The following is a 26,733-nucleotide window of genomic DNA, read 5'->3' as shown; positions in this document are numbered from 1 at the left end:
GTTCATTCATCCTATTAATCACTCTAATGTAAAATTAATATTCAATAATCTACGACTACGTAATACATAATATTGGCCGTACGCTTATCTAATTTATCCCTTTTATTATCAGTAGCTTGCTTTGTTTTTGCTTATTTTTGGTCTTGTTGTTGCTGGTCTGGTTTCAGTCTGTTGCCTTGTTTTACCGAACGAAGAACCTTGATTTACATGTGTCAATTACTTAGAGTACTAATTGTTTTTCGGGTTTAAATAACCAATTTAAGTTTAAATAACTGATAAAGGATTAGATTACATGGATCCCATACTGGAAGTTAAGGGACTGTACAAGGTGTTTGGTGAAGACACCGACCGTGCTTTTACAATGATTAATGAAGGCGCAAATAAAGATAAAGTTTTCGAAGAAACAGGGCTAACGATCGGCGTTAACGATGTTTCTCTTAGTATTCAAGAAGGCGAGATTTTCGTCATAATGGGACTGTCAGGATCTGGCAAATCAACCCTAGTACGCCTTCTTAACCGCTTGATCGAACCTACCAAAGGCAATGTGCTTCTTCGAGGCAAAGACATTGCCCACATCTCAGAAGATGAACTCCGCGAAGTTCGCCGCAACAACATCTCCATGGTTTTCCAAAATTTCGCTTTGATGCCGCATATGACGGTTATCGAGAATGCCGCGTTTGGTCTAGAGCTTGCGGGTGTTGAAGTTGAACAACGAAAGCAATCAGCACTTGAAGCACTTGAGCGTGTTGGCCTTGGCTCATATTCAGAATCTTACCCAGATGAGTTGTCTGGTGGTATGAAGCAGCGTGTTGGTTTGGCTCGTGCACTAGCATGTGACCCAGATATCTTGTTGATGGACGAAGCGTTCTCGGCGCTCGATCCTTTGATTCGTACTGAAATGCAAGATGAGCTTATTCGCCTTCAAAATGACGATAAACGAACCATTGTTTTTATCTCGCATGATTTGGATGAAGCGATGCGTATCGGTGACCGAATTGCGATTATGCAAAATGGCGAAGTGGTTCAAGTCGGTACTCCAGACGATATTCTTAGTAACCCAGCGAATGATTATGTCGAAGCTTTCTTCCGTGGTGTGAACGTAGCAAGCGTACTTACTGTGAAAGACATTGCGCGTAAGAAGCCAGCTGCGGTATTTAAAAAATCAGAACACGATGGCCCAGCGTCCGCTCTACAAATTTTGATGGATAACGACCGCAAGTACGGCATCGTAGTTGAGAAGAGCAGCCGTTACTCCGGCATTGTCTCTATCGACTCGCTTCGTAAAGCCCACAAAGAGAACAAATCACTCATCAGCGCACAGCTCGATGATGGACTAACGCTGAACCCTGATTTACCAATCAATGATGTGCTTGGCCTAGTTGGTGGTGTGCCTTACTCAGTGCCTGTTGTGGATGAGCAAGGTAATTACTTTGGCGTGGTGACTAAGTCACGACTGTTACAAACATTGGATAAGGGGTAGATCATGTCGTCTGAACAAACAAATAATGACCCATGGTCTCAATCGGCTCCTCCAGCTCAACCTGCAAGTGATCCTTGGGGTCAATCCGCTGATACCTCACCGTCAGCGGATTGGTTAAGCAGCGAAACCGTTGAAACGACACCTTTTGATCCACTTGACCCTTTTGCAGAGGCTGTGCTGCCTGTTGACACTTGGGTTGAGTCTGGACTGAATTGGTTAGTTGAGCACGGACGCCCACTATTCCAGGCAATCCGTGTGCCTATCGATTTTATCCTAAGTTCATTTGAAACGGCGTTGGTGTCTACGCCAGCACCATTCATGTTGATCATCTTGTTTCTAGTGGCATGGCAGTTTTCAAACTTGAAGCTTGGCGTTGCAACGGCCGTATCTTTGACTTTCATTGGCTTGATTGGCGCTTGGTCTGAAGCAATGACCACATTGTCACTGGTCATGACATCCGTATTCTTCTGCCTATTGATTGGCTTACCCATGGGGATATGGCTCGCTCGAAGTAACACGGCGGCTAAATTCGTGCGCCCAATTTTGGATGCTATGCAAACCACACCAGCCTTCGTTTATTTAGTACCGATCGTCATGTTGTTTGGTATCGGTAACGTTCCGGGTGTCGTGGTGACCATCATATTCGCACTTCCTCCTGTTGTTCGTTTGACCATCTTGGGTATTCAGCAAGTTCCGGAAGAATTGATCGAAGCGGGTCACTCATTCGGTGCAAGCAAAAAGCAGATGCTTTACCGAATTCAACTGCCACTTGCATTACCAACTATCATGGCGGGCGTGAACCAAACACTGATGTTGTCGTTATCGATGGTGGTTATCGCATCAATGATTGCGGTAGGTGGTTTAGGTCAAATGGTACTGAGAGGTATTGGCCGTTTGGATATGGGACTGGCCGCTGTTGGTGGTTTAGGCATCGTTATCTTAGCCATCTTATTAGACAGAATCACCCAAGTACTGGGTGTCAATGCTGGTAATACAAAATTACGCTGGTATCGCATGGGACCTGTTTCCCTTGTACTGAATGTACTTAATCGCGGTAACAAATCAGAACTTCAATTAAGGAAAAACACCAATGAATAATTCATGGAAGAGTAAACTCGCAGTAAGCATCGTTTCTACATTAGCGGTATCGACTAACGTGTGGGCAGCAAGCCTACCGGGTGATGGCGTATCAGTTCAGCCTGTTCAATCGTCTGTAGCGGAAGAGACATTCCAAACATTGATCGTTAACCGTGCTCTAGAAGAACTGGGTTATGACGTGAAATCAACTCAAGAAGTGGACTACAACGTAGGCTACACCTCGATTGCAAAGGGTGACGCAACGTTCCTAACGGTAGGTTGGTTCCCGCTTCATGCTGATAAATACACAATGGCAGGTGGTGATGAGAAATTCTACCGTGAAGGCCAATATGTAAGCGGCGCTGCTCAAGGTTACCTAATTGATAAGAAAACGGCTGAAAAGTACAACATCACCAACATTGGTCAATTAACTGATCCAAAAATCGCGAAGCTGTTTGATGCGGACGGTGATGGCAAAGCAGACCTAACAGGCTGTAACCCAGGTTGGGGTTGTGAGATGGTGATTGAACACCAACTTTCAGCGTTCAAACTGGACGATACGGTAACTCACAACCAAGGTAACTACGCTGCAATCATTGCAGATACAATTTCTCGTTACCAAAAGGGTGAATCAATCCTTTACTACACGTGGACACCTTACTGGGTAAGTGGCGTATTGGTGCCTAACGAAGATGTAGTTTGGTTAGAAGTTCCTTTCTCAGCACTTCCTGGCGAGCGTTCGAACGTGGATACGACGCTATCTAACGGCAAAAACTACGGCTTCGAAATGAACTCAATGCGCATTATTGCGAATAAAGAGTTTGCTAAGAACAACCCATCAGCAGCGAAGCTTTTTGAAATCATCAAACTTAACATCAATGATGTAAGCGCTCAGAACATGATGATGAGTAAAGGTAAGAACAGCTCTGCGGATATCGAAGCGCACGTAAACGGTTGGATCAAAGCGAACCAAAGCACGTTCGATGGTTGGATTACAGAAGCGAAGAAAGCAGCACTGTAACTTTGACTTGTATTTGTTCTGTCTTACCAGACACTTTGATTTGAAATGATGAGCGTGTTGAGTGATTGTGTAGAGTCACTCAATCACCTTCAAACCAAGTGAAAGGGCGACAAGAGTGAACATTATAAAGCCAGCAGTCCATTTGGATTGCTGGCTTTTTGTTTTCTGTTTCTATTTTTGAGCTTCTAGCTGTTAATTACAGCTCTAGCGTTCGCCTTGAACTTCGAAGTTGTCGCTGACTAAGCGAGCGCAGCCATCGGCTTCAAGTGCCCAGTGTTCATGATGTACAACGCCAAACGCTTTGTTCATTGTCCAACTCGCGGTAAGAATGTAACCGCCGTCTGGGTGCTCTTCCCATTTTACATCGGTGTAATCAACGTCTTTGAAACCTTGGTCGATGATGTTTTGCCAAAATGCTTGAATCGCTTCATGACCTTCAAAAGTACCAAATGGACGCGCTTCCATTACGCAGTTCTCTGTATATTGGTCTGCACAACCTTTCGCGTCTTGGCTGTTGAATGCTTTTTGCCATGCGTTAATGCCTTGCTTACACGCTTCTAATACTTGATTGTTTGACATTGTTTTCTCCATAACAGTCTTCTTTGAAACACTGTGTTTTTGATTGGGTTATCTCGATAAGTTGAATACAGTTTAGCTTTGGTAATTAACTTGAAAAACAGAGATAATAGAAAATACTGTTTGTAAAAAGAGAACAATAAAATGAGTAAGCTAAAGCAGATGTCGATTTTCGCTCATATCGTGGAACAAGGCTCAGTATCGGCCGCGGCTGAAAAACTAGAGTTGTCTAAATCTGTTGTCAGTCAGCATCTAAAAATTTTAGAGCAAGAGCTCGGTGCTTCGCTTCTTAAACGAACAACGCGAAGACAAACCTTGACCAGTATGGGGGAACGTTTCTATCTAAGCTGTAAGGATATTAATGTAATCGCCGAATCGGCATGGGATATGGCGAAAGCTGAGTTGGAAGAACCCCAAGGTCGGATTCGTATTACTGCTCCAAATGCACTGATGGACTTGTTGGTTGCGCCTGTTATTGCGGATTTAATGAAGCAATACCCGAAACTAAAGCCTGAGCTGATCAGTGATGATCAACACTTGGATTTCATGGATCACGATATTGATCTCGCGGTACGAGTGGGTAGCTCGCGCGACAGTAATCTTAAGCAGAAACGGTTAGGCGAGTTTAAAGACGTGTTGTGCGGCGTAGAAAGCATGCGAGAGCGTGAACTTGAATCAATTCCTTATATTGCTAACTCATGGCAGGGAAAGCAGGTGACTCATCATTTTAGTTCTCAAACTGAGCAGGACTTTGTCTACCAACAGCAAGCTAGTTGCGTCACCAATTCGTTCCACAGTTGCCTTGCTCTGATTAAATCAGGTGTTGGTATCGGTGTGATTCCAGATTTCTGCATTCCTCAGTTATTTGGTGATGTTGTCGACGTGCTGCCAAGCTTTGAATTACCCACCAACACGGTTTATGCGCTAAATCCATTCGCTTCAAATACGCCTATCGCCATTAAGCTGTGTATCCAAGCGTTGGAAGAAAAGCTTAAGCAGAATTTAGTATAAGCTTTCTATCGTTGGTAAAATCCGGTGCTTAACCATATTTACTAATAAAAGAAATAACATGTTTATTACTCAGTAATTCGATCTTGTCGATAGTCAGTACGCAATAGCGGTAGTTTTTGTTTTTGAAGGTGATGTTCGACTTTTGTTCTGTTGGTTCTGAAAACTTCCATATTTCAAATCCAAGGTTTTTCATCAGCTCCAATGCATTTGGGTTTTTGATCATCATAGAGAATTTCTTGATCTTAGTATTGCTTGCAAGAAGCTTCATATCGGAAATCAGGTTCGCAATAGATTGTTCGCGCTTCTCAGAGTGACCGCTAACCACAATGTAATTTAAGTTCTGGTTAGAATCTAAAGAGCAAGCTTGCTTAATATGTAGATGCTTATTTTGGTATTGCTCGAACACCTCTTCGTTGAAGAAAAAACCTAGGCTATGACTAACAATATCGCCATTAACATCGACCATTTTTCTGCCATGCGCCTTTTTTTCACTGCAATAGAGAAACAGATCTATGGTATCAAGGGCTGAAGGATCCATCTTTGTATATTGTGAAATCAGCTTTATTCTATCTATTACTGCTTTGTCATTCTGATCTGTCATTAGTGGCATGATCTGACAGTCGCAGCCTTCTTCTATTTCCCCTTTAGAGATAGACGATATTCGGCTTTGAAACGAAAAGAACCTCTCACGAAGGAAGTCTTCAAGTAATGCACTGTCTTCGTTATCTTCTGAATCAAAGGATTTCAACGTTGTATACAAGTCCAGACCAAGGCAGTCCAATAGCTTTAGGGCTTTGTAATTACTTGGTTTTACTTTGCTATTTTCCCATCGATTTATCGTTACGACATCTACAGAGCTGAATTCATCATCTAAGTGATTAATGTATGCCGCAAAATCCTTTTGCGTTAACTTCAATTTTTTGCGCGCTTCGCGCAGTAATTGCGGAAATTTCATCATGGTAGAATATTCATTTTTGATTAGTGACATTACGTTCCGATTAGTCAGATAGTCTATTTTATCAATCGTTAATATACAGTAGCTATAATATTTATTTTTGAATGTAATATTACATTTTTTAGCAGAAGGTTCTGAAAATTTAAATACTTCAAACCCCACACTCTTCAAGAGTCTCATCATATTGGGGTCTTTTACTAAAACAGAATATTTTTTAATGTTTTTGTTCTGAGAAAGTAACTGTATATCTGAAACTATATGCTCAATAACATGATCTCTTGTCTCTGAGTGTGAGCTTATATTAAAATAATTTATGCTTTTGCTTGAATTTAAAGAGCAGGCCATTCTTAGATCTAGCTCTTGAGTTTTTAATGTTTCAAATTGATGGTCTTCAAAGAAAAAGCCTACGTTGTGACTCACAATGTCACCATCTACATTGATCAGTTTGTGACCATGTGCTTTTTTCTCACAGTAGTAGAGATATAAATCAATTTGGTCCAATGGCGAAATATCGACTTTTGTGAATTTAGAAAGTAGTTTGATTCTGTCGATAACGCCAGTGTCACACGGCTCTGACATTAAAGGCAGTGACTTAAAGTTGCGTTTGCCTTGTTGTTGATTCAGGCCTGATAGAGCTGAAATTCTACTTTGAAATGAGCCATAGGATTCGTTTAAAAACAGTTCGATTAACGTGTCTTTTTGTTCGGAATTAAAGCTCCTTATTGTCTCAAACAAATCTCCGCCAAGGTACTGTAATATCTTGAGTGCTTTGTATGTACTAGGCTTTACCTTACTGTTTTCCCAACGATTTATCGTTACGACGTCAACCGCATTAAACTCGTCGTCCAGCTGATTTAAGTAGGTTGCAAACTCTGTTTGTGTAAATTGAAGTTCCTTTCTGAAGTTACGTAACAACTGTGAAAACTCACTCATTAAAACATTAACCTTCTGATAATTAACTCAATGTCTTGATTCTAATTTAGACATCAGATTCTCTATTTAACATCTTCAGTAATTTGTTTTTTACAGATGTTAATTGTTCGGATTATTTGAACTGTATGTTGCGCATGTCCCTAATAGGCTAAGTGCCAAATTAGTGACGTCAAATCTATGGCTTTTTGCCTAGACACTTGTCAATCTACTGTGAAGTGCGCGTTAATGTTCAGATACAACCTTGCCTTTTTCTTATCTATTTTATTGATTCCATTTGCCTCCTATGCGGACACAACGGGTCTTGTTATGGATCTGTCTGTTGACAGCGCGTCTTACGACAACGACCAAGAGGTGGCTTATACGCTTGTTTTAACGAATGAGTCGGATAAAGCTATTGCTGAGTTGGACGTTAAGGATGAGCTGTTAAATATCTTAACGACAGATGACCAAGGGAATAATGTCAGCGCGTTCTCGCAAGTCTTGACTCAAGCGCAATCCTCCTTCCTTTCATCTCCAGGTGATTACAGTCGCTTCGGAAACTTAGATGCATCAGGTGTGCGTATTGCGGCTGGTGGGTCGGTGACCTACACCATGGTCGCCACCGTTTCTGGTGACGCAGCCGGTACGATTGATAACGTCGCAAGTGCGAGCACTGGACTGTTGGATGCTGTTGAATCAAATACAGAATCCATTCAGCGTGGTGTGTACCAACATGATGTTGTTGTTTCGGTCGATAAGACGAACTATCAACTCAATAACAAGCTCACCTATAAGATTAAGGTTTCGAACACTGGCGATACGTTTATTCAGGCGCTCGACGTTCAAGATGTCCTTTCAGATATAAAGGCACTCAATATTGAAGGGGCTTTGCAACAAGCCTTTACTGACAACGTTAATTCAGTTAGCAAGGTTGAAGGCAGCAAAAGCGATCCAGGCACCTTCGCCGAATCAGGGGACTTATCAGTAAGTGCTGCGTCGATTGATATTGGCGGGTCTGTGACTTACGAAATTCAAGCAACTGTTGCCGACAATTTAGTCGGCGACATTGTTAATGACGACATAACTGCTGAAACACGCGATGACTTGGTTACAGTTGATGAGGTTATCACTCCACCCACTGAGCCTAGTATCACCCTGACACATACCTTGAACCAATCGGATAACTACCTAGTCGACGATGAGTTTTCCTATACGGTCACGGTTGCCAACCAAGCAAACTCCGGTATTGCTTACCATTATTCGGTTCAGCAGTTTCTTGCAGATCTTGAAACCGATCTAGGTAACGATGTCAGCAACGAAAAGAACGCAACTGACACGGTTGGTAACCCTTACGATTTTTGGACTAATGAAGTGAGCTCAATCGGTTCTAATAGCCTTTCAGAACTCAATGCATCTGGAAAGGAGTCCAACAAGTCACTAGAAGACAAAGTGTCTATCTATCCCGGTGAGCAGATTGTTTATTCCGTTGTGGTGGACGTTAGCCCTGTGTCTATTGGTCAAATCCCCCAAGTTGTTGCCCGAGTAGTTGATGCTGATGGCCTCGCAGATTCTGGCGATGCTTTGGCTAATATTCTTGATTCGAAAGGCGTTCTGACGACGTCATCAAGTCAAATTACACGTAATAAGAACACCACAGATACTACTTATGTTCCGGGGATAGCCGGTGATAACGAAGTGGTCTATGACATTGTTATTTCTAACAAGGACACAGAGTTTTTTGCCAACGATATTGAAGTTGTCGATAAATTTGCTTGTATCGTGACAGAGCAAGCGGATGGCTCTAACGCTTCAGCATTTTCCGAGTGGAAGCTTGAAGTCGCCGATAGAAGTGGTGACGGATCGAACTATGGCTCATTTAATTACAATACTTGGACAACAAACGACATCAATTTGAAAGTCGACCTCGCACCTGAGGGCTACGTTCATTATAAGCTGACCGCAAAAGTGGCAGACACCAGTGTGGGTCAGATTGTTGATGATGGTACCGATGCCGGCTTGTGCTTAGGGGATAACTTAGGCGAGTCGGGCTCTGGCGTTCAAATGCCAAACTCGAAACTAAAAGTCCAAAAGGGAGTTGATTCTCGTTACTACTCAGCTGGCGGCACCCTGAACTACGACATCACGGTAGAGAATAACGGTGACGGCTACGCGATTGATATACCGGTTTATGATGATTTAGTCTCTGTCATGACTCAGTCTATTAATGATACACCGACTAAAGCGTATTTGAGCTGGATTATTACTGCGAAATCTTATGCCTCTGACGGCTCAATTTCGACAAACAGTGATCCCGGCTTTACTGGTCAAATTGAAGGTAATCAAAGCAATAAACTTATCCTGGACGAGAAGGCTAAGCTGGCCCCACACGATAAGATCGTTTATAGCATTGCAGCGATCGTAAACCCCATTGCCGATGATGAAATCCGTAATGAAGTGACGGTCGACAGTGTGCTTTATTCCGACAGAGGCTCATACCCACGAGATTACTACTTAGTATTGGATAAGCGTGTTGATGGTCATAACGAACAAAACGCGTATACCGACACCACCAATACTGTCACTTATACGATCAGCATTACCAACCCAGCAGGGAACGGTTTCGCCTCTAACATCAATGTCAAAGATGAAATCAGCACCATAGAAGCTGAGCTCCTTCACGAGCCGGGTGAAACCAAGCCCGTGTTCTCATCGTGGACGATCAGTGCAGAAAGAGAGGCAGACTCTCCGTGGGTGAAAGCTGTGACTGACCCTGGATCGTTCTCGGATAACAATGATCTGGATGCCACCGCTCAGATCCCGCCAGGTGCGACGATTACTTATACCATTGTTGGGACACTCGATCGCAGTGTCGACAGTGAGATTCTTTGGGGAGCATTCACCAATACCGCAACAGTGACAGGACCAGATACTAATCTATCGGATACGGTACGTACCTATCCTAGCGAGCCGAATCTTGTAGTCGCTAAGACCGCTCAAAATACCGACTTTGTTGTAGGTGAGCGCGCTACGTTCGATATTTATATCTATAACCGCGGTGTTGGCTATGCAAATGACGCAACGGTACAAGATAGTATTTCAGCGCTTAACTTCTTTAATAGTTGGACAATTGTAGGTTCGACCAACACAGATAAACCGGGTTCTCGTTACGGTGACATTGCTAACGACACTGACATCGATACCGACGTTGATATCACTCCCGGAGGGTGGGTTCACTATGAGGTGAGCGGCATTGTTAAGTCTGACTATGAAGAAGAACAAGTATCGAACCGTGTTGATGTTTACGATCCTATTACAGACCGTGACCACAGCTCTTCCGCTCAAATAGATAACTCACACAGTACCTATGACATCAATGTTTCACTAGCTAAAACGACCGATGTTGTCCGTTACACACCGGGTGAAGATCTCACCTATACCATCGTTATTGGCAATAACAGCGACACTGATGAGACTGATCTTATCTTCATGGATCGCCTGAGTGAGATCACTACTACGCTAGCGAATGATAAAGATGGTGAAGTAGAAGATGTTCTTAATCAAAACCCGTTTGACTATTGGTCTGTTGATACTGGCTCTGGTTTTGGCCCTCAAACGACTGAAGATGTGGAGTTCCCAGTTTCAATTCCGGCCAAAGACTTTGTCACGGTGCGTATTAAGGCGCATGTCAAAGACAATGCGGTATCTAACGGTGTAGCGGACAGAGACGGCGGCATAATCCGCAACGAAGCCGTGCTGATTCATGATGATAATGCCGGTTGTACTGACGATTGTGAGTATGCCAAACGTGCCGTGGCTGAAAACCATCAGGTACATAATAACGGCGGCGTTGTTCGCACTACTAACATTAACCGCTACTCTCCGGGAGATGAGTTGACTTATACCATTAGGTACAACTCTCAAGATGGACATGGTTATCGAAACAACGTAGACGTTAACGAACTGATTAATGACATATCAGTGGAGCTACAAGATGGCAATTCAGGTAATCCATTTTTCGATGATTCGGTAGGTTCAAACAAGTTTACGGTGGCGGTTGCTAAGAGCGATCCTGCGAACGCGGGTACAACAGATGGTACCAAAGACGGTGATGTTGCGAACGACACTGACATCGTAACCTCGATTGATATCGATGCTGGCGAAGACGTGACTTACACAGTAACAGGTACCGTAAGACCGGATGCGGTCGGTAATATTCATTATCGAGATACCGTCGTGATTCCCGATGACTACCATTTAGATTTTGATAAAACGACTGATGAAGCGGTGTACGAGCCCGCTCAAACCGTGACCTATCACTTAGTGATTGAGAATGACGGCAAAGGTAACGCTCACGATATTCCAATCGTCGATAACCTCGAAGATATTACGGTCAGCTTAGTGGATGGTAATACAGGACCAGCGTATTCAGATTGGACCATCACATCGATCGCAACTGGAACTGATTCTGAGTATGTGGATGCGGGCGCAGGTGCTGGCAATGTTTACACATCAACCAACAGTAACCTAAATGTTGAAGCCGATATTCCGATGGGCGCTAAGCTTGAGTACCAAGTTGTCGCGACCATCAATGACAAAGCCAATGGTGATGTTGTTAACGTTCTAACCGTTGATGGTGACACGATATCTCATGATATTCGTCAAGAAGCTCGAAAAGTTGATTTTGAAAAGAACATTCTGGCGTATTACGACACGGATGAAAACGAACTGGTTGGCGCAACTAACTACATGCCAGGTGGTTATGTTGAGTATGAAATTTTAATTGAGAACATTGCGAGCGCCCACGTTGATGATATGAGCTTGCGTGATGACATCGACCAAATTAACACTCAATACTTTGATGGAACGCGTGGCCCTGCCTTTGATAGCTGGACGATTGAAACATTCACTGATAGCTCAGGTATTTCCAACCCAGATGTTGATAACTCAATCCAAGACAATAAGCCGATTGATACTCACTTCGATATCTCGGCAGACAACTTTGGCCGAGCTGCATCGTCAGCGTTTGTCCGCTATGTCATAAAAGCCAAGATCAGTCCGAAAGCAGTAGGTTCTTTCACTAACCGAGCGTACATCGATGAAGATGACGGAAATGAACTAATTGCCGTATCTCCACCTGCAAAGATGGCTGAGCCTGAAATTTCGTTCTCTAAGAAAGCATTTTATGACGCAGGCCTCTCCTCGGCAAAGACTGAGTATTCTCAAGTCGCTGGTGAAAGTGAGGTTTACTACCGAGTTCAAATTAAGAACACGGGTAATGGTATTGAGTATGGTTCTCGCCTTGAAGATACTATTTCTGCAATTCAGACTCGCATTGCAGAAGATGCCTCGACGTCTGGCACTGACCCTGTCGGCCAGCCATTTTTATCTGGTTGGGAAGTGCAGCTAGAAAAAACGGCAGCGGTAGGTTCGATTACAGACGCGGTTGACTTCGTTTCTGGTAATAACGTCAATATTGATAACGACATTGTTATCGCGCCTCAAGAAAGCCTAACGTTCACCATCCATGCTGAGATTCGTGAGGATGCGTTGGGCGATATTCAAAACAAAGCGAATTATGACGGTAAGGTTCGTACTGCGACTCTAATGCCACTAGGAAATAATATCAGTGTTGAAAAACGCGTGGTGTCGATTAACGGCAACCCGTTCAATGATGGGGATACCTATCTGCCGGGTGACGAAGTTGAGTATGAATTTGTGGTCACTAACACTGAAAACGGTTGGGCGAATGATATTCAGATCAAAGACACAATCACAGACATTCAAGTCGAAGTGATTGGCGGTAAAACGGAATCCGCTTTTGTTTCTGGCGATATCACCCATGAAGTCAGCAATGGTATTGATGCCAACGCTGATACTTATGTACCAAGCTACAACACCAGCGGCAACCTTGATATTGATACCGATATTGCCGCGGGAGAAGCGCTGACCTTTAACTTAACCGGTATCGTTCGTGACGACGCTTTGGGCACGATTGATGCGAACCAAGTGACCGCAGGAAGTGACTCTGCAACATCGCAAGTGATACCACCTAAAGATGCTGAGCTCGATTACTTCAAAACCTTGGTGTATACCGATGGTGAATCGGCAGGGTGTTCTGTTCCTTCAAACGATGGCAGCGGTTGTACTTACGCACCACGTGGTGATGTTGAGTACCAAGTTACGTTAGATAACACAGGCGATAGCATCGCAAATGACGTGAGCGTTATTGATGCGATTCACACCATTAAAACCGAAGATGGCGATGATGCGTTCTCTAGCTGGACAACGGCTATTGCGGTTGAACCTGTTGGCACTTATGACGTGCAAGGTAACTACAACGGTAGCGTACCATTGAATGCAACTGTCGATCTTCGTCCTGGTGAGCGTATTGTGTTTGACGTGAAAGGCACCGTGTCGACTTCAGCGACAGGCACTATTACCAACACGGCGCAAGTGAACGGTGATAACACCAACGACATCGTACTTGATCCGGGCCGCTCGAATATCCTGATTGATAAATGGACGGATACGCCTGAGTACGTGCCGGGTGGAACAGTGAATTACTACATCGACATCACCAATGACGATGTGGATTCTGGCCTGTTTTCGATTCGTGACATCATCAGCGGCTTTGAAGTCGAAACCGTCGATGGCTCAATGAAAACGGCATTGACAGAATGGACGGTTGATTACGATGTGCTTTATAACTCGGCGCCGTCAGACCCTGACGCTAATGATTTTTCAGAGCTAGATAAGCTAGTTGCTCAAAACAGTCCAGACATCGATTTACCTGTCGAATCGATCAAGATGGCAGGGCGTGACGATGCCGGTACGGGTGGCGGCGATAAGTACACAGTTGTCCGTATTCACGTCCAAGGCAAGGTACGAGATGACGCGATTGGGCGCTTTACCAATACGGCTTATCTGCGACATGGTTTGGACGATTCGAAGATCGCTCGCTTACGAGAAGGCTTTATCACTCCGAAGTCGGGTCAATTGGTTCTAACCAAAGAAACGACGCCAATTGCAGAACCTGATGCTAAGTATCAACCGGGTCAACCTATCTCATACAAGATCACCGTGGCTAACACAGGTGAAGGTTACCTTGTCGATCAAGTCCTGACGGATCGCATCGATACCATCATGACAGAGGTGGCTAACAGCCCAGATCAAGAGCAAGCGTTGACAGGTAATTGGATCATTAGCGACGAACAGCTTGATGGCAGTGGCGATCCAGCCCTGAACGCTCGCAAAGATGTGGTTAATAACGCACAGGGTTATAGTGCGACTTACAGCATTCACCCGGGTGACAGTTATTCATTTGTCGTGACCAACACTGTTAATGATAAGGCCAAAGGCGAGATCACTAACGTCGTTAAAGTTGATAGCGACGACGGTGAGCACTCTGCAGACGCGACCTACATTCCAGAAGATGCGCAAGTTGAGATCACTAAAGATGTCGATAAAGCAGAGTACCTTCCGGGAGAAACACTTCAGTACACCGTGACCGTTAAGAATAACGGCTTAGGTTGGGCTGAAGATGTTGCTATTGAAGATGCGCTGAAGTCGGTTGAAACCACGATTGCAGGTGGTACGACTGAACAAGCTTTTGACCCTGCTTCAATCCAAATATCGGCGGTATCGACAACCGGTGAAACCCCAGTACCGGATGCAACCCGTGGTGAAGACCTTCATGAGACGCTCGATATTGCGCCTCAAGACAGTATTGTTTTCACTATTCAAGTTGCGACTAATCCGTTGGCGACAGGCGATATTACTAACATCGCATCAGCGACCTTTGACGGCACAACATTTGATGACAGTGCTACCAGTACACCAGTGTTGGCGACGGTTTCGGTCAAGAAGACGGTTGATACGCCATCGTATGAAGTAACCAAGCTGATTAACTACGACATCACCGTAACCAACAGCTCTGATGCGTTTGCATCTGGTGTTCAACTTCAAGACATCATCAGTGACATTCAAGTCGACACGACCGCGGATAAACAAGAGTCGGCATTCCTACTATGGGAAGTGAGCTTTGACGCCTCGGATGATCGCTCTGTTGTCACTCCCAAGACGTTCGACTTGAGTGAAGACATCGATGTGAGTATGGATGTTGCGCCACAGAGCACTGTGACTTTCCATGTTAAGGCGTTAATTCGCACGACAGCGATTGGTGATATCAGCAATACGGCAACCATCACTTACAACGGTGCCCCACAAGACTCTACCGTTACGATTACACCGAAAGACTCTGAGTTTGTTGCGACCAAAACCAATGTCCAAACAGAGTATGAACCGGGTGGTGAGCTGGAGTTCTTGATCACCATAGAAAACACCTCGAACAACTACATCAGTGACTTAAGTGTTGTTGATGACATGAGCACGATAGAGGTGGGCTATTACGATGGTACCACTGGGCCTGCTTTTGTTGCTGGAACCACTTCTTTGGTTGTTGAGTCAACCACGGTAGGAACGACGACGGAGCAAATTAGCCCGATTGAGTACAGTGTGGATATTGCACCGCACGGCACAGTTGTGTTCCGCTCAAAAGGCACCGTAGTCGATACCGCGACCGGACACATCATTAATACTGCGCAAGTAGATGGCGGCGATGTTATCAGTCCTCCAGTTCAAACAGTTGCGGCTGTGGTTCAAGCTGAGCTGTTTACCGATGCCCCGTATTACGTGCCGGGAGAGCAGGTTGAGTATCACTTAGTGGTGCAAAACATAGGCCGAGGTATAGCCAAAGATGTCGCGCTTTACACCCAGTTCTCTGAATCCATGGGTGATCATATTGATGGTAATTTTAGTAATGCGTTTGATGAATGGACACTAACGGCAACATCAGAAGGGGCTGAAACTCAACCTGGCACCTTTGATGACGACAAAGACCTGTTCACCTTGGTCGACATCGCGCCGGGCGGCAAGATTGATTACACGTTCACATTGACGGTCAATGAAGACATGCTGACTAACATCGATGTGCTTGGTTACTACCTCGACTTAACTGGCAGCCCAGCGATGCGCGCTCGTTCTAAGGGCATGTTGGCGTCTGAAACCTCGATGCAGGCAGTGGCAGACCAAGTATCGGCTTTGGATTTACCGCCAGTGGGTGCTGATCTGGTTGTTGAAAAACGTTCAGATAAACCTGAATACACCGAAGATGACGACAGTGTCACTTATTACTTAGCCGTGACTAACAATGGTCAAGGTAACGCGGCCAATGTTCGTCTAACCGATGAGATCAGTGAGCTACAAAACAGCACAGGTAATAAAGTCTTTATCGATTGGACAATTGAAGGTGTGGAAGTCGACGACTCGGGCGCGGTTATTCAGCGTAATTCTTTCCCGTCGAATAAAGACTTAGACACCACCGTTAACCTGAAATCCAACAAACGAAATGCTTACGCGTTTGAAGTGGTGGGCACGCTAGGTAAGGGCTTGGATGATGACATTACCAATACCTTCACGGCGACTGAATCTGACGGTACTGAAACCAGCGACAGTGTAACTACTCACATCAAGAAGATTCCTGATAACTCTGGGGAGTTGGAGCTGACCAAGTCTGCGCTGCAAGATACCGCGCAAGTTGGCGATGCGGTTGAGTACGAGATCATCGTTGAGAACAACAATGAATCTTACTTTAAGAACGTGACGGTGGAAGACCGTTACCCAGGTGGTCTGAAATACATCGTGGATACATCAGAAGTTGTGCTAAGCGGCATTGATGGTGAGTTTGGTACAGAAGACGATCAGGTTATCTCTCAAGAGCCATCAGACACGGGCAAGTTAATGTTCACATCGTTGAACTTTGATCCGGGCGAGAAGCTGCGTATTCGTTACTTATTGCGTGTCTCGGTAGGAGCAACGTTTGGTGATTACATCAACACCGCAGTAGCAAAGGTTGATGGCACGGCTGTTTCTAATGAAGACACCGCCAAAGTAACCGTAGAGCCGGACAAGGTGTTCGATACCTCATCGATCATCGGTAAAGTTTTTGAAGATCACAACAAAGATGGATTCCAAGCCGATGCAACCGCGTTTGATGTTGAGCTAACTGCGAACTTAGCAACGCAAGGCTACATCGCTGATTCGACGCACATCATTCGTGATGGTCAAGACGTTGCTATTCAAGATGGTGCGATAACCACTGCACTTGAGCAAGGCTTGGATCTTGGTGATCTTTGGGGACATTCAGTGAACCGAACGCTGCCAGAAACCAGCAAAGTGGTTATTCAATTTAAAACTCGCACACAGCAGAGCTTTGATTTCTACGTCACGACCGATGCGGGCTCTCGCATCGAGTTCGACGCACAAGGTCAGATTCAGTTTAAGCATGAATCGGACAAGAAAAAGGGACTGAGTGCGGAAAACCTCAATGTAACCAGAAACCTATATCGCGATGGCGAGGATTACCTGTGGGAAATCGTTATCGAGAACAAAGGTATCTACGAAGATGGTATTCCGGGCGTTAAGTTGATGACGGTTGAGGGAATCGTTATTTACACAGACCAGTACGGTCGTTACCACGTGCCCGACCAATGGGTACTCAATAAGAAAGGTAAGAACTTCCTAGTGAAGTTGGACACTGATTCGCTCTCCACCTCCATGGAAGTAGTAAGCGAAAACCCGAAAGTGTTGCGAATTACCCCGAACAAGCTCACCAAGTTCAACTTTAGCGTTCATCGTAAAGACCAACAAAGTGAACAGAAGTAAGCCATTGGAACCGTATCTGGAAATTGTATGAAAGTATTTAGTAAGTCTCGTTTAGCGACGTGTGTGTTAACGGCCATTCCTGTGATGGCGGTAGCGAAAGACACAGGTAAGCTTGAAAAACTCGGTTCTGAGACGACTGGCATTGAAATCACTAAGCCGAACCAAGATCAAGATAGTTCGCGTATTTACCTAGAACAAGGCGCTATTTGGGCAAGCCGTGACATCACTCGCTTTGACCCAGTATTAGATGTCAGTGTCAGCGATGAGTTGGAAGTCGAGCAGGGCGCACTGCGAGACAGTGTCGGTTTCACCATCACGACTAACTATGGTTACTACATCAAAAGGTACCAGTTGGAAGTGTACCGAGTGGGTGACTTTGGCTTGTCTGAGCCAATCGCTGTGCTTGAAGGCGACAAACTGGCGAACGACTCTGACATCAATTGGGATGGTCAAATTGATGTTGATTATCAGTTTGAGGTCGGTGAGCAGCTGATGTTCCGCCTAAAAGCGTGGGACAAAGATGGCAACATGGATGTGACCACCGTTGGTGTGACTGACTTAGTCAAGCCGGACTCTAAAGTCGAGATCGATCGAAACGATAACGACGATGAAGAGAGTAAAGATAAAAGCTACGGCCAAGCTAAGTTGATGCGTCATAACATCCCGACCAATGCGGGTTTAGCCAAGTTCATTGGTACCGGTTTGAAAGGCGTTGATAAAGTTATCATCGGTGAAGATGAATTTGATGTCGAAGACGGCAACTTATACGCAGAGCAGTACTTACCTACAGACTCCTACATTTTCCCTACCAAGGTTGTGTTTGATAACGGTGATGAACGTCGTTACAAGCTTTACGTTCGTATTCCAGATACGTACTACGCACAAACCGGTTTGGCTGATCTTTATGTTGGTAAGAACAATGTGTCTGGTAATAGCGATGCATTAAGTGTCGATGACCAGTACCAAGATGACATCTATAACCAAGGTCGTTTAGCGTACTTTGGTCAGGGTAAATTTGGCGACAAACTTCGTGTAACGACTCACTTTGATACGCGAGAAAGTGAAATCAAAGACATGTTCAAACATCCCTTCGCCTCGGACGATTCGGATGTGTTTGATATCCTCGAAGACGACGATGAGCTTTATTACGGCAACTATGGCGATAGCTCAAACATCGAAAAAGTGGTCAACACCAAGGGCAAGGTTTACCTCAATGTGGAATACGATAAGTCTCAATACTTGTGGGGTAACTACAACACGGGTTTAACAGGCACCGAGAACAACGATTACAACCGTAGCCTCTATGGTTTCAAAGCTGATTATCGTACTCGCGATACTACACAATATGGTGAAGATCGCTTGAACGTGGTCGGTTTTACCGCAGAAGCAGATTCGTTGTATGCACACGATGAGTTCTTGGGCACAGGCGGCTCTCTGTACTTCCTTCGTCATGGTGAAGCGGTACCAGGAAGCGACAAGGTTTATGTAAAAGTAAAAGATGAATCTGGCCTAGTGCAGAATGAAATCCCACTTGAGCCGGGTGTCGACTATGATTTTGACCCATACCAAGGTCGAATTATTTTGACCAAGCCACTCGACAACATCCTATCCGATAGCTTTGGTAGCGTGATTGAAAACGGCGATGATTACGAAAACTTTCTGGTTGTCGATTATGAGTATGTTCCACAAGGTTCAGATTCATTAGACGCGATGTCTTACGGTGGTCGTGCTAAAGGTTGGATCAACGATTACGTTGGTGTTGGCGTGACGTATGCAACTCAAGAAAAGGACAACCAAGACTACGAGTCTTACGGTACGGACTTAACGTTGCGTGCAACAGAAGGTACCTACATTAAGGCTGAGTTTGCACACAGTGAAGGTACTCAAACTGAGTCGAATTTTGTCTCTGTTGATGGCGGCTTAACCTTTACGCCAATTGGCGACACATTGGAAGACCGCGAGGGCGACAGTGTCCAAATCACAGCTGTCACCAGCCTTTACGATCTTGCTCCAACCATTTTTGGTGCTGTTGGTAATGACCTGAAACTTTGGTATCGAGACAAAGACGCGGGATACAGCTACGCAAGCAGCAGCGATGATTTAGAGCAAGAGGCATACGGTGCTGAACTTCGTTTGCAAGCTACCGATCGCTTGGCGGTTCTCTCTCGCTTCTCGACCAATGAAGAGCGCGATGTCGATGGTAATCTAGAAACAGATACTGAAACGATTGAGATTGAGACTCAAGTTAAAATCACCGAGCACATTAAGGTTTCGGCGGCAGGGCAACAAACTGAAGAGCTTAACCAAAACGACGAGCACAGTGATGCCACCTTAGCGGGTGTGCGTTTGGAATACATGTGGGACAGTGAGAACAGCGTTTACGTCAAAGGGCAAAAGACCGTCGACCAGTCGGATGACTATGATGAAAACGACAGCGCGTCGATTGGTGCTGAATTCCAAGTGTTGGAAGACTTGTCTCTTGGTGGCGAATACACCGATGGCGACCGAGGCCAAGTAGCAGAAGCGACTGTGACTTACGATGTATCCGATGACCACTCAACCTACGTAACTTATGTAGATGATAACTACGAAGGCCAAAACAACGTGATTGTTGGTCAGCGTGCAGACCTGACTAGCAGTGTCGATTTCTACCAAGAGAACCAGTTTGTTGATGAAAACGATGGTCATGGCCGTATCGACTCGTACGGCTTTGGCTACGATGTGACGGAAGATGTCGAGATGGGGATCGGTTATCAGCTTGGGGAAATTGAAGATGACCAGAGCATCACCACAGAGCGTGAGTCCATCAGCTTCAATGCTTCAATTGACCTAGATGACATCACCCTAAGCCACAAATTTGAGTATCGAGTGGATAAGAGTGAAGACGACCCTGACATCGCTCAACGAGAACTTCAACAAATCGTGACGACCAACCGTTATACGCATCACTTAACGGAAGAGTACACATTGTTCGGCAAGTACAACTACTCCATTACCGAAAGCGAGACTACGGGCGAAACCATGGCGCAATTTACTGAAGCCACTGGCGGCCTCGCGTATCGTCCGATCTACAACGATCGACTCAACTTACTGAGCCGCTACACGTATATTGCAGATTTCGATCAACTGGATCGCGATGTGGATTATCAAGACGAAACCAGTCAGATCATTGAAGTTGAAGCGATCTATTCGATCGACCAACACTGGGATGTTGGCACTAAATACGCGCATAAAGACAAACAGCAAGCTTTTGAACGAGCGTCTGGTTCGAATGAGCTGGTTAAAAGCGATATCGACCTATACGGATTAAGTGCTTCTTACCGCGTGATGAAAGAGTGGGATGTGACGGGTGAATACCACTGGAAAACAGACACTCTCAACGATGAGCTAGAACACGGTGCATTAGTTTCGGTGAACAAGCACATTGGCGAGAACTTCAAAATGGGGATTGGTTATAACTTCTCTGCGTTTGATAGTGACTTAACCAATGATGATGACTACGACGCATCCGGTGTGTTCATTAACTTAGTCGGCAAGATCTAAGCCAGCCCAAAAGTGGCTTGAAAGTTAAGAGTTGAGAATTCGAAGTGACAGTTAAGAGTAAGATGAAAACAATTATTTTCCTAATAAGCGCAGTGATGAGTACCTTGCTGCTGTCCGGCTGTGCAACCGACACGTACGTGAGTCAGGAGAACCGAGACAAGTTTGCTGGCATAGACGTGTCTAAGTTTTTAATCAGCGAGTGTTTGGCGCCAGAGCGTGAGGTGCACATCGCCATCGCAGAGCATTTTGCGTTTGATAAATATCAATTACGCGACCTCGATAAGATCAACTTGGATACCTTTGTTAAAGAGATCAGAGGCCTCAAAGGGCGTATCACGATTGTCGGCCATACTGATTACAAAGGTTCTCTGGAATACAACGAACGTCTTTCACAGCGCCGTGCTAAATCGGTCGCAGATTATTTGAAAGGGCAACTAGACCCAACGCAATATGACTGGGAAGTGAAACACCTTGGTGAGACTCAACCTCTTCTGTTTGGTAAGACAGATAAAGACCGAGCGGAGAACCGCCGTGCATTTATTGTGTTTGAAGAAGCTCAGAAGTACGAAGAGATGCCTTTCTGTGAGCCACCAAAACCAGAACGTAAAGTTTATATGGCAATGACGCCACACTTCGATTTCGATAAGTCAGTACTCAAGCAAGAAGATCTAACTCAGTTAGATGACTTCACAACGAAGTTGAGCGGCCTGCAAGGCAGCATAATGGTGGCAGGGCACACCGACCAATCGGGTTCACTTTCTTACAATGAAAAGCTGGCAGAGCGCCGCGCAGAAACGGTGGTTGAATACCTCAAAACCAAACTCGATCCTAAGCAGTTTATCTGGGAAGTGAAGTCATTTGGTAAGTTGCAGCCTGCGATTAATGAACGCTCTGAAAAAGCCGATGCATTAAACCGCCGCGCGTTCATTGTGTTCAAAGAATCTGATATTACCGCCGAACAGCAAGCTCTTGCTGGCAGTGAACAAGAAGCGGTGAGCAGCGAGAGCGATTAGAGTTCACCGAAGAATAACGAATAGTTGCCTTTACAATAAAACGCAAAAAGCCCCATACGTTGGGGCTTTTTGTTGCTTGCTCTACGGATTAAGTTGGGTCGAAGAGCTATTCTGATGGCAAATTCTGTTTCAATTCCAGAAGCATTCGGTAGGCACTTTCTCCTGACATCTCATACGGGTTGAACTGGTCTGATGTTGAAAACTGTAAATTAACCAGTTCAGTTAGGCTAGATTGTGGAATATCACCCATAGACCAATCACCAAACTGCCTACAATCGATCTCTTTGAAATATAAAATCATGACGTTTTTGTGTCGCGTGTCATTCAAGATATGATTGTAAGTATGGTTCACTGCGGTTCTCGAACCTTCAATACATTGCAGGAAATACTTATCATTGTGGCTTAGAAGGCCTGTTAAATGGCTTTGCTTATTGCGGTCGTGTGAAATCTGAAGAATGTCGTTCAAAGCCTGAGAATCGCAACTTTCACAGAGCGTACTGACATAAATTAACCGAGTTAGGAACATAGGCATCATTTCGAATTTTTTTTCAAAGGATATTAATAAATATAAGCCAAGATCATGGAATTGCGAGTTATTGATTTAATTGTCACTCGGTGGCTTTTGGAAGAGAAGAGGGTGGGGATGAAGTAGAAAAGGGCAGGTTGCAAGATACGCTAAAATGACTCGAATGTTGGCCATTCAATTATTTTAGCGACCTGCTTGTGAGCTCGTTAGTTGTTTAGAGTTGAAATCGATTCAACGTTAGAAGAGGAATCAAATCGAACGTTGACCAACACATTTTCACGTTCGAAAGTCACATCATCAAAGTCAGTCGTTGCGATCTTAAATCCATTTCTTGCGAATAAACTCGTCACCGTTGTTCGTTGTTTCTGTTCCATACCGCATGTCAGTAGTTCGTTCATCGTGATCTTCATTAGGTAACCGTGTGCATAGTGTAAGCGTACAGACTCTACATTATGAGATCAATTGCTTAATCGATAAGCTATATTGATATGTTCAATTGAGTGATTCAGGTATTTAAAAGCCGGATGGATAGTGGGCAAGGGAGTTATGCGACCTATGACAAGTGGAGCGTTATGTGACCACTGTTCAGCATTCCTTGAACACGAAGTTTGTCGCAAAAATCGCGTTGAAATAAGTGGTTACAAAGCAGGAGGAATTATGCCCGCCGTTTGGTATGTTTGGTCGGTTATTGGAAATATTATCGGCCTATATCTCACTTAACTAAAGTACATCGATTTACGATGAGTAGACTCCTCAATAAGCCTTCTTTTTATTTGAATTTTATATGCTAAGTGGCGTTGTTATAATTGTTATTAATTGCATAGGCTTGATTTTAATATTGGTTTGATTTATAAAACAAGCATTCGTTCATTAACTTCATGATTATATTAGTTTTTACTAACCTTTAAATAACATGGAGAAAGGCGATGAATAAGAACCAAACACGCAACAGGTTAGCGAATTTAGTGCGACTTCGTAGGTCATACAAAGCATCAGACTTTCTGGTGGGTTCTGATGAACTCCGAGTTAAAAAAGATGTGTATAGCTTACGTAAAATCAAACAGTTAGAAATTCGTCAATTGGGTCTTAAAGAAAACGCAATCAATATCGTTTCGTTGGCTTTAGTCCTCTCGGCGGCGACTTGGGCATTTGTTCCTCAGTTCGGTTTACCAATGCTTGCACTGACCTTTATTTTGGCGTTTGTTACATGGCGACGATATGAGTTGCGTGCAGAGTTTAAAGGGGCCGATGAAACTGGCGACCATTGGGTTTCCGTGGCGCGCGGTTGTACTCGAGAAGAGTTCAAAGTATTGAAAAACGTTGAATTGGCTTTACGCGATCAGCTGTCTTAGTGGCTAGATCTGTTAAGGTTAAGGTCTTATAAGCGTTAAGCTCCCATAATCAACAAGGCTCGTCATTGTATGGCGAGCTTTTTATTTTCTGAAAAACACAGGTAGTGCAGGTTACTTTGAGAGGCCAATGCTTATATGTGTAATGGGGGTTGATATGAATCTTAAGTCACGGCGTTTTTGATGCTCTTTGTGGTTTTGAATATAGGGAGAGGGTGGAAATGAATACACGAGTCAGTGAGAGTTCTTTTAAAAGGCTCATCCAGTTAGTTGGTTGTGTTTTGATTATAGTGTTGAGCAATAGTCGACTCTCCAATGCTCAAAGCATCGAGTTTCCTACTTGTGTACAGAGCGAGGTTTTGAATACAGAAATCCACCTTTATGTTGATGAATCGGTGTTAGATGAATATTCCAAAGCATTTATAGCCTCTAAAATAGCGACATGGGAAAGCTATTCGAATCTGGTGTTAAAAAACTCCTGCGTCCCTATGACGAGAAAAGTCACTAAGGTGACTTATACGTCTGAAATCGACAGCCTTTGGTTTCAAGATTTGGGCGCAGCAGAGAGGTTATTAAAACTCTCGATGGAAGAACCGATTCCAGAAACAACAGAAGACGGCGTCCCCATTTTTACTGGGATAGTATTTTCTAATTATAATTTTAGCTTTGAGTCTGATTATTGTGGTATGTCTTCTTCGGTATCCTACTTTTTTTCTTTAGCGATAAACTGCCCTGATTACTTAATGGAGCATGAAATTGGCCATTTAAGTGGTGCTAATCATGACTATAAAACGTTATTGAAAGATTTTGATAGTATAGAAAGTTACATTTCTGGAACGTATCCAAGAGCTCCTCAATATTCATTCGGTACAATTTGTGCTGACAGAGGCACAGTGATGTCTTATGAGCGAGATGTTATACCTGCATATTCCAGCCCGGACATCAGAGTAGATGGCACAAAGTGCGGGGATAGCAAATACCACAATAATGCGAGAGTGCTTAGAGAGTTCGCACAAGCTTATTTAACCCCATGATTGCCTAGCTGCTAGATTGGTAGTCATCCGATTTAGTTACTTTATTATTAATGGTTATTATGAGATTAATGACTGCTGTGGTCGCGACTAATCCCTCTAGAACTTAGACCAAGAACCATACCTAAGCACCAAACCAAGGAGAGAAAATGCAGGTAAGTATTAGGCCCGCCATGCCAAGCGAATTGGCAGCCATTTATTCCTTGGTTATCTCAAACGATGAGTGGACGAAGTTTAACGGCCCTTATTTTCCATACTCACCGCCATCACTAGAAGAGTTTGAAAGCCGTTCGTTTCAACGGTTACTCAATGGATCCGACTTACAGTTGGTGGTTGTAGACGATGTGCCTGTAGGAACCGTCAGTTGTTATTGGGAGTGTGAAGAGACACGTTGGCTTGAAGTCGGAGTAGTCATTTATAACTCCGACTATTGGGGGAAGGGTATTGCTGCGTTAGCTCTTCCTCTTTGGGTATCTTACCTATTCGAAAACAAGCAGATAGAGCGTGTCGGTTTAACCACTTGGTCGGGTAATCCGCGGATGATGTCACTAGCTCTTAAATTAGGCTTCCAGCAAGAAGCTAGGCTAAGAAAAGTGCGTTATTACCAAGGCGAGTATTATGACTCGATTAAGTATGGTCTATTGCGTTCTGAGTGGCTGGAAAGCAAATAGCCATAATTTGAGTTAGCTTGTTGTTTTACTGAACTTTATAAGTCGTGGAGTTCAAAGTAGTCACTTGTGATCTTTAAATCTAAGACGGGCGTATTTCTTCCAGTTTATTAAGGAAGAGTATGCATGATGCTATCTAAAGAGAATGAATCAAGAATTATCGAAATGGCGTGGGAAGACAGAACGCCGTTTGAAGCAATAGAACTGCAATTTGGTTTAAATGAATCGGAAGTGATTCGTTTTATGCGTAGCCATCTCAAGCTTGGCAGTTTTAAGCTGTGGCGTTCACGTGTTTCTGGGCGCTCGACCAAGCATGTAAAACTACGCAGTTCGGACGTTTCGAGAGGTTATTGTCCGACTCAGTACAAGCATCGTTAAAAGAGGGGATGCCCAGCCAGTATCCCAAATCAACACACAGATATGGGAAATGAAAGGAATGAAACAATTTTGCGCTCTACTTTTGGTGCTGCTTAGCTTCGGCATCAGTCATGTTCAAGCGAATGATACGCGACTTAAGCAAGCTTACGAAAATCACCAAAGCGACGTTCAGGTGCGCGGATCGGGTACGGTGTATCGAGTACTTCCTGATGATAATAAAGGCTCTCGACATCAGAAATTCATTTTGCGACTCGATAGCGGACAAACCTTGTTAGTCGCACATAATATTGACTTAGCGCCTCGTGTTCAGGGACTGGCAAAGGGCGATCGAGTTGAATTTTATGGTGAATATGAATGGAACAAGAAAGGTGGCGTAATGCACTGGACGCACAAAGACCCTCGTAATCATCACACTCATGGTTGGTTGAAGCATAACGGGAAAGTATACGAGTAAACACCTCCGAGACTTTT

The 26,733-nt window shown here is 44.3% G+C and carries 16 protein-coding genes; 12 read left to right on the top strand and 4 right to left on the bottom strand.

The features are described 5' to 3' along the window. Positions 1–292 precede the first annotated feature (292 nt). Genes proV through proX form a run of 3 tightly spaced genes read left to right on the top strand, consistent with a single transcriptional unit; the run spans position 293 to position 3,578 of the window. Positions 293–1,480 (top strand): glycine betaine/L-proline ABC transporter ATP-binding protein ProV, encoded by a 1,188-nt coding sequence (gene proV, locus AB4482_RS13405; RefSeq protein WP_372111044.1) that lies wholly within the window; start codon positions 293–295, stop codon positions 1,478–1,480. 3 nt (positions 1,481–1,483) lie between these two features. After that, positions 1,484–2,578, top strand: a complete 1,095-nt coding sequence (proW, locus tag AB4482_RS13400) for a glycine betaine/L-proline ABC transporter permease ProW (RefSeq protein ID WP_102333175.1) — start codon at positions 1,484–1,486, stop codon at positions 2,576–2,578. Next, positions 2,571–3,578 carry a glycine betaine/L-proline ABC transporter substrate-binding protein ProX gene (gene proX / locus AB4482_RS13395; protein ID WP_017065955.1) on the top strand — a complete coding sequence of 336 codons (1,008 nt, stop codon included), beginning with the start codon at positions 2,571–2,573 and terminating at the stop codon, positions 3,576–3,578. The genes proW and proX overlap by 8 nt, the downstream gene beginning before the upstream one ends. A 204-nt stretch (positions 3,579–3,782) precedes the next feature. Here proX and AB4482_RS13390 read toward each other — a convergent pair whose 3' ends face one another. Next, entirely contained in the window at positions 3,783–4,157 is a 375-nt protein-coding gene (locus AB4482_RS13390; RefSeq protein WP_372111046.1) for a nuclear transport factor 2 family protein, read from the bottom strand. 141 nt (positions 4,158–4,298) lie between these two features. Between AB4482_RS13390 and AB4482_RS13385 the strand changes: the two genes are divergently transcribed. Continuing rightward, on the top strand, positions 4,299–5,165 hold the full coding sequence (locus AB4482_RS13385) for a LysR family transcriptional regulator (protein WP_372111049.1): 867 nt from the start codon (positions 4,299–4,301) through the stop codon (positions 5,163–5,165). Positions 5,166–5,193: 28 nt separating this feature from the next. Here AB4482_RS13385 and AB4482_RS13380 read toward each other — a convergent pair whose 3' ends face one another. Then, the gene (locus tag AB4482_RS13380) at positions 5,194–7,053 is read right to left on the bottom strand and encodes a helix-turn-helix domain-containing protein (RefSeq protein ID WP_372111051.1); all 1,860 of its coding nucleotides are present in this window, start codon (positions 7,051–7,053) and stop codon (positions 5,194–5,196) included. 306 nt (positions 7,054–7,359) lie between these two features. Here AB4482_RS13380 and AB4482_RS13375 point away from each other — a divergent pair, with 306 nt between their 5' ends. The 3 genes from AB4482_RS13375 to AB4482_RS13365 all read left to right on the top strand — a co-directional run bounded on the left by AB4482_RS13375 (position 7,360) and on the right by AB4482_RS13365 (position 22,310). After that, on the top strand, positions 7,360–17,754 hold the full coding sequence (locus tag AB4482_RS13375; protein WP_372181095.1) for a hypothetical protein: 10,395 nt from the start codon (positions 7,360–7,362) through the stop codon (positions 17,752–17,754). A 27-nt stretch (positions 17,755–17,781) separates the two neighbouring features. Beyond that, positions 17,782–21,297, top strand: a complete 3,516-nt coding sequence (locus AB4482_RS13370) for a hypothetical protein (RefSeq protein ID WP_372174697.1) — start codon at positions 17,782–17,784, stop codon at positions 21,295–21,297. 62 nt (positions 21,298–21,359) lie between these two features. Further along, positions 21,360–22,310 carry an OmpA family protein gene (locus tag AB4482_RS13365; protein ID WP_372125361.1) on the top strand — a complete coding sequence of 317 codons (951 nt, stop codon included), beginning with the start codon at positions 21,360–21,362 and terminating at the stop codon, positions 22,308–22,310. A 106-nt stretch (positions 22,311–22,416) separates the two neighbouring features. Here AB4482_RS13365 and AB4482_RS13360 read toward each other — a convergent pair whose 3' ends face one another. Together AB4482_RS13360 and AB4482_RS13355 are read right to left on the bottom strand one after the other, a co-directional pair. Continuing rightward, on the bottom strand, positions 22,417–22,836 hold the full coding sequence (locus AB4482_RS13360; RefSeq protein WP_017067227.1) for a BLUF domain-containing protein: 420 nt from the start codon (positions 22,834–22,836) through the stop codon (positions 22,417–22,419). Between the two features lie 206 nt (positions 22,837–23,042). Further along, positions 23,043–23,234, bottom strand: coding sequence for a hypothetical protein (locus AB4482_RS13355; RefSeq protein ID WP_017065380.1), 192 nt, complete (start codon positions 23,232–23,234; stop codon positions 23,043–23,045). Between the two features lie 528 nt (positions 23,235–23,762). Here AB4482_RS13355 and AB4482_RS13350 point away from each other — a divergent pair. The 5 genes from AB4482_RS13350 (at position 23,763) to AB4482_RS13330 (ending at position 26,716) form a co-directional block, all read left to right on the top strand. Further along, positions 23,763–24,188: a hypothetical protein gene (locus AB4482_RS13350; RefSeq protein ID WP_017065381.1), complete on the top strand. Its 426-nt coding sequence runs from the start codon at positions 23,763–23,765 to the stop codon at positions 24,186–24,188. A 218-nt stretch (positions 24,189–24,406) separates the two neighbouring features. Next, positions 24,407–25,219 (top strand): hypothetical protein, encoded by an 813-nt coding sequence (locus AB4482_RS13345; RefSeq protein ID WP_017065382.1) that lies wholly within the window; start codon positions 24,407–24,409, stop codon positions 25,217–25,219. Positions 25,220–25,365: 146 nt separating this feature from the next. Further along, a complete protein-coding gene (locus AB4482_RS13340; protein WP_017065383.1) occupies positions 25,366–25,887 on the top strand; it encodes a GNAT family N-acetyltransferase in 522 nt (173 codons plus the stop codon). A 123-nt stretch (positions 25,888–26,010) separates the two neighbouring features. Beyond that, entirely contained in the window at positions 26,011–26,262 is a 252-nt protein-coding gene (locus AB4482_RS13335) for a TIGR03643 family protein (RefSeq protein WP_017065384.1), read from the top strand. A 58-nt stretch (positions 26,263–26,320) separates the two neighbouring features. Beyond that, on the top strand, positions 26,321–26,716 hold the full coding sequence (locus AB4482_RS13330) for a DUF3465 domain-containing protein (RefSeq protein ID WP_017067223.1): 396 nt from the start codon (positions 26,321–26,323) through the stop codon (positions 26,714–26,716). Positions 26,717–26,733: the final 17 nt, after the last annotated feature.

This window comes from Vibrio sp. 10N.222.55.C7 (genome assembly GCF_041473335.1).
Classification (GTDB): Bacteria; Pseudomonadota; Gammaproteobacteria; order Enterobacterales; family Vibrionaceae; genus Vibrio; species Vibrio crassostreae_C.
Note: the sequence above shows the minus strand (reverse complement) of the source record. Positions and strands in the feature narration are given on the sequence as shown.

Coding starts and splice junctions, on each gene's coding strand:
- proV (WP_372111044.1), top strand. CDS start 293: ATGGATCCCATACTGGAAGTTAAGGGACTGTACAAGGTGTTTGGTGAA.
- proW (WP_102333175.1), top strand. CDS start 1,484: ATGTCGTCTGAACAAACAAATAATGACCCATGGTCTCAATCGGCTCCT.
- proX (WP_017065955.1), top strand. CDS start 2,571: ATGAATAATTCATGGAAGAGTAAACTCGCAGTAAGCATCGTTTCTACA.
- AB4482_RS13390 (WP_372111046.1), bottom strand. CDS start 4,157: ATGTCAAACAATCAAGTATTAGAAGCGTGTAAGCAAGGCATTAACGCA.
- AB4482_RS13385 (WP_372111049.1), top strand. CDS start 4,299: ATGAGTAAGCTAAAGCAGATGTCGATTTTCGCTCATATCGTGGAACAA.
- AB4482_RS13380 (WP_372111051.1), bottom strand. CDS start 7,053: ATGAGTGAGTTTTCACAGTTGTTACGTAACTTCAGAAAGGAACTTCAA.
- AB4482_RS13375 (WP_372181095.1), top strand. CDS start 7,360: ATGGATCTGTCTGTTGACAGCGCGTCTTACGACAACGACCAAGAGGTG.
- AB4482_RS13370 (WP_372174697.1), top strand. CDS start 17,782: ATGAAAGTATTTAGTAAGTCTCGTTTAGCGACGTGTGTGTTAACGGCC.
- AB4482_RS13365 (WP_372125361.1), top strand. CDS start 21,360: ATGAAAACAATTATTTTCCTAATAAGCGCAGTGATGAGTACCTTGCTG.
- AB4482_RS13360 (WP_017067227.1), bottom strand. CDS start 22,836: ATGTTCCTAACTCGGTTAATTTATGTCAGTACGCTCTGTGAAAGTTGC.
- AB4482_RS13355 (WP_017065380.1), bottom strand. CDS start 23,234: ATGAACGAACTACTGACATGCGGTATGGAACAGAAACAACGAACAACG.
- AB4482_RS13350 (WP_017065381.1), top strand. CDS start 23,763: ATGAATAAGAACCAAACACGCAACAGGTTAGCGAATTTAGTGCGACTT.
- AB4482_RS13345 (WP_017065382.1), top strand. CDS start 24,407: ATGAATACACGAGTCAGTGAGAGTTCTTTTAAAAGGCTCATCCAGTTA.
- AB4482_RS13340 (WP_017065383.1), top strand. CDS start 25,366: ATGCAGGTAAGTATTAGGCCCGCCATGCCAAGCGAATTGGCAGCCATT.
- AB4482_RS13335 (WP_017065384.1), top strand. CDS start 26,011: ATGATGCTATCTAAAGAGAATGAATCAAGAATTATCGAAATGGCGTGG.
- AB4482_RS13330 (WP_017067223.1), top strand. CDS start 26,321: ATGAAACAATTTTGCGCTCTACTTTTGGTGCTGCTTAGCTTCGGCATC.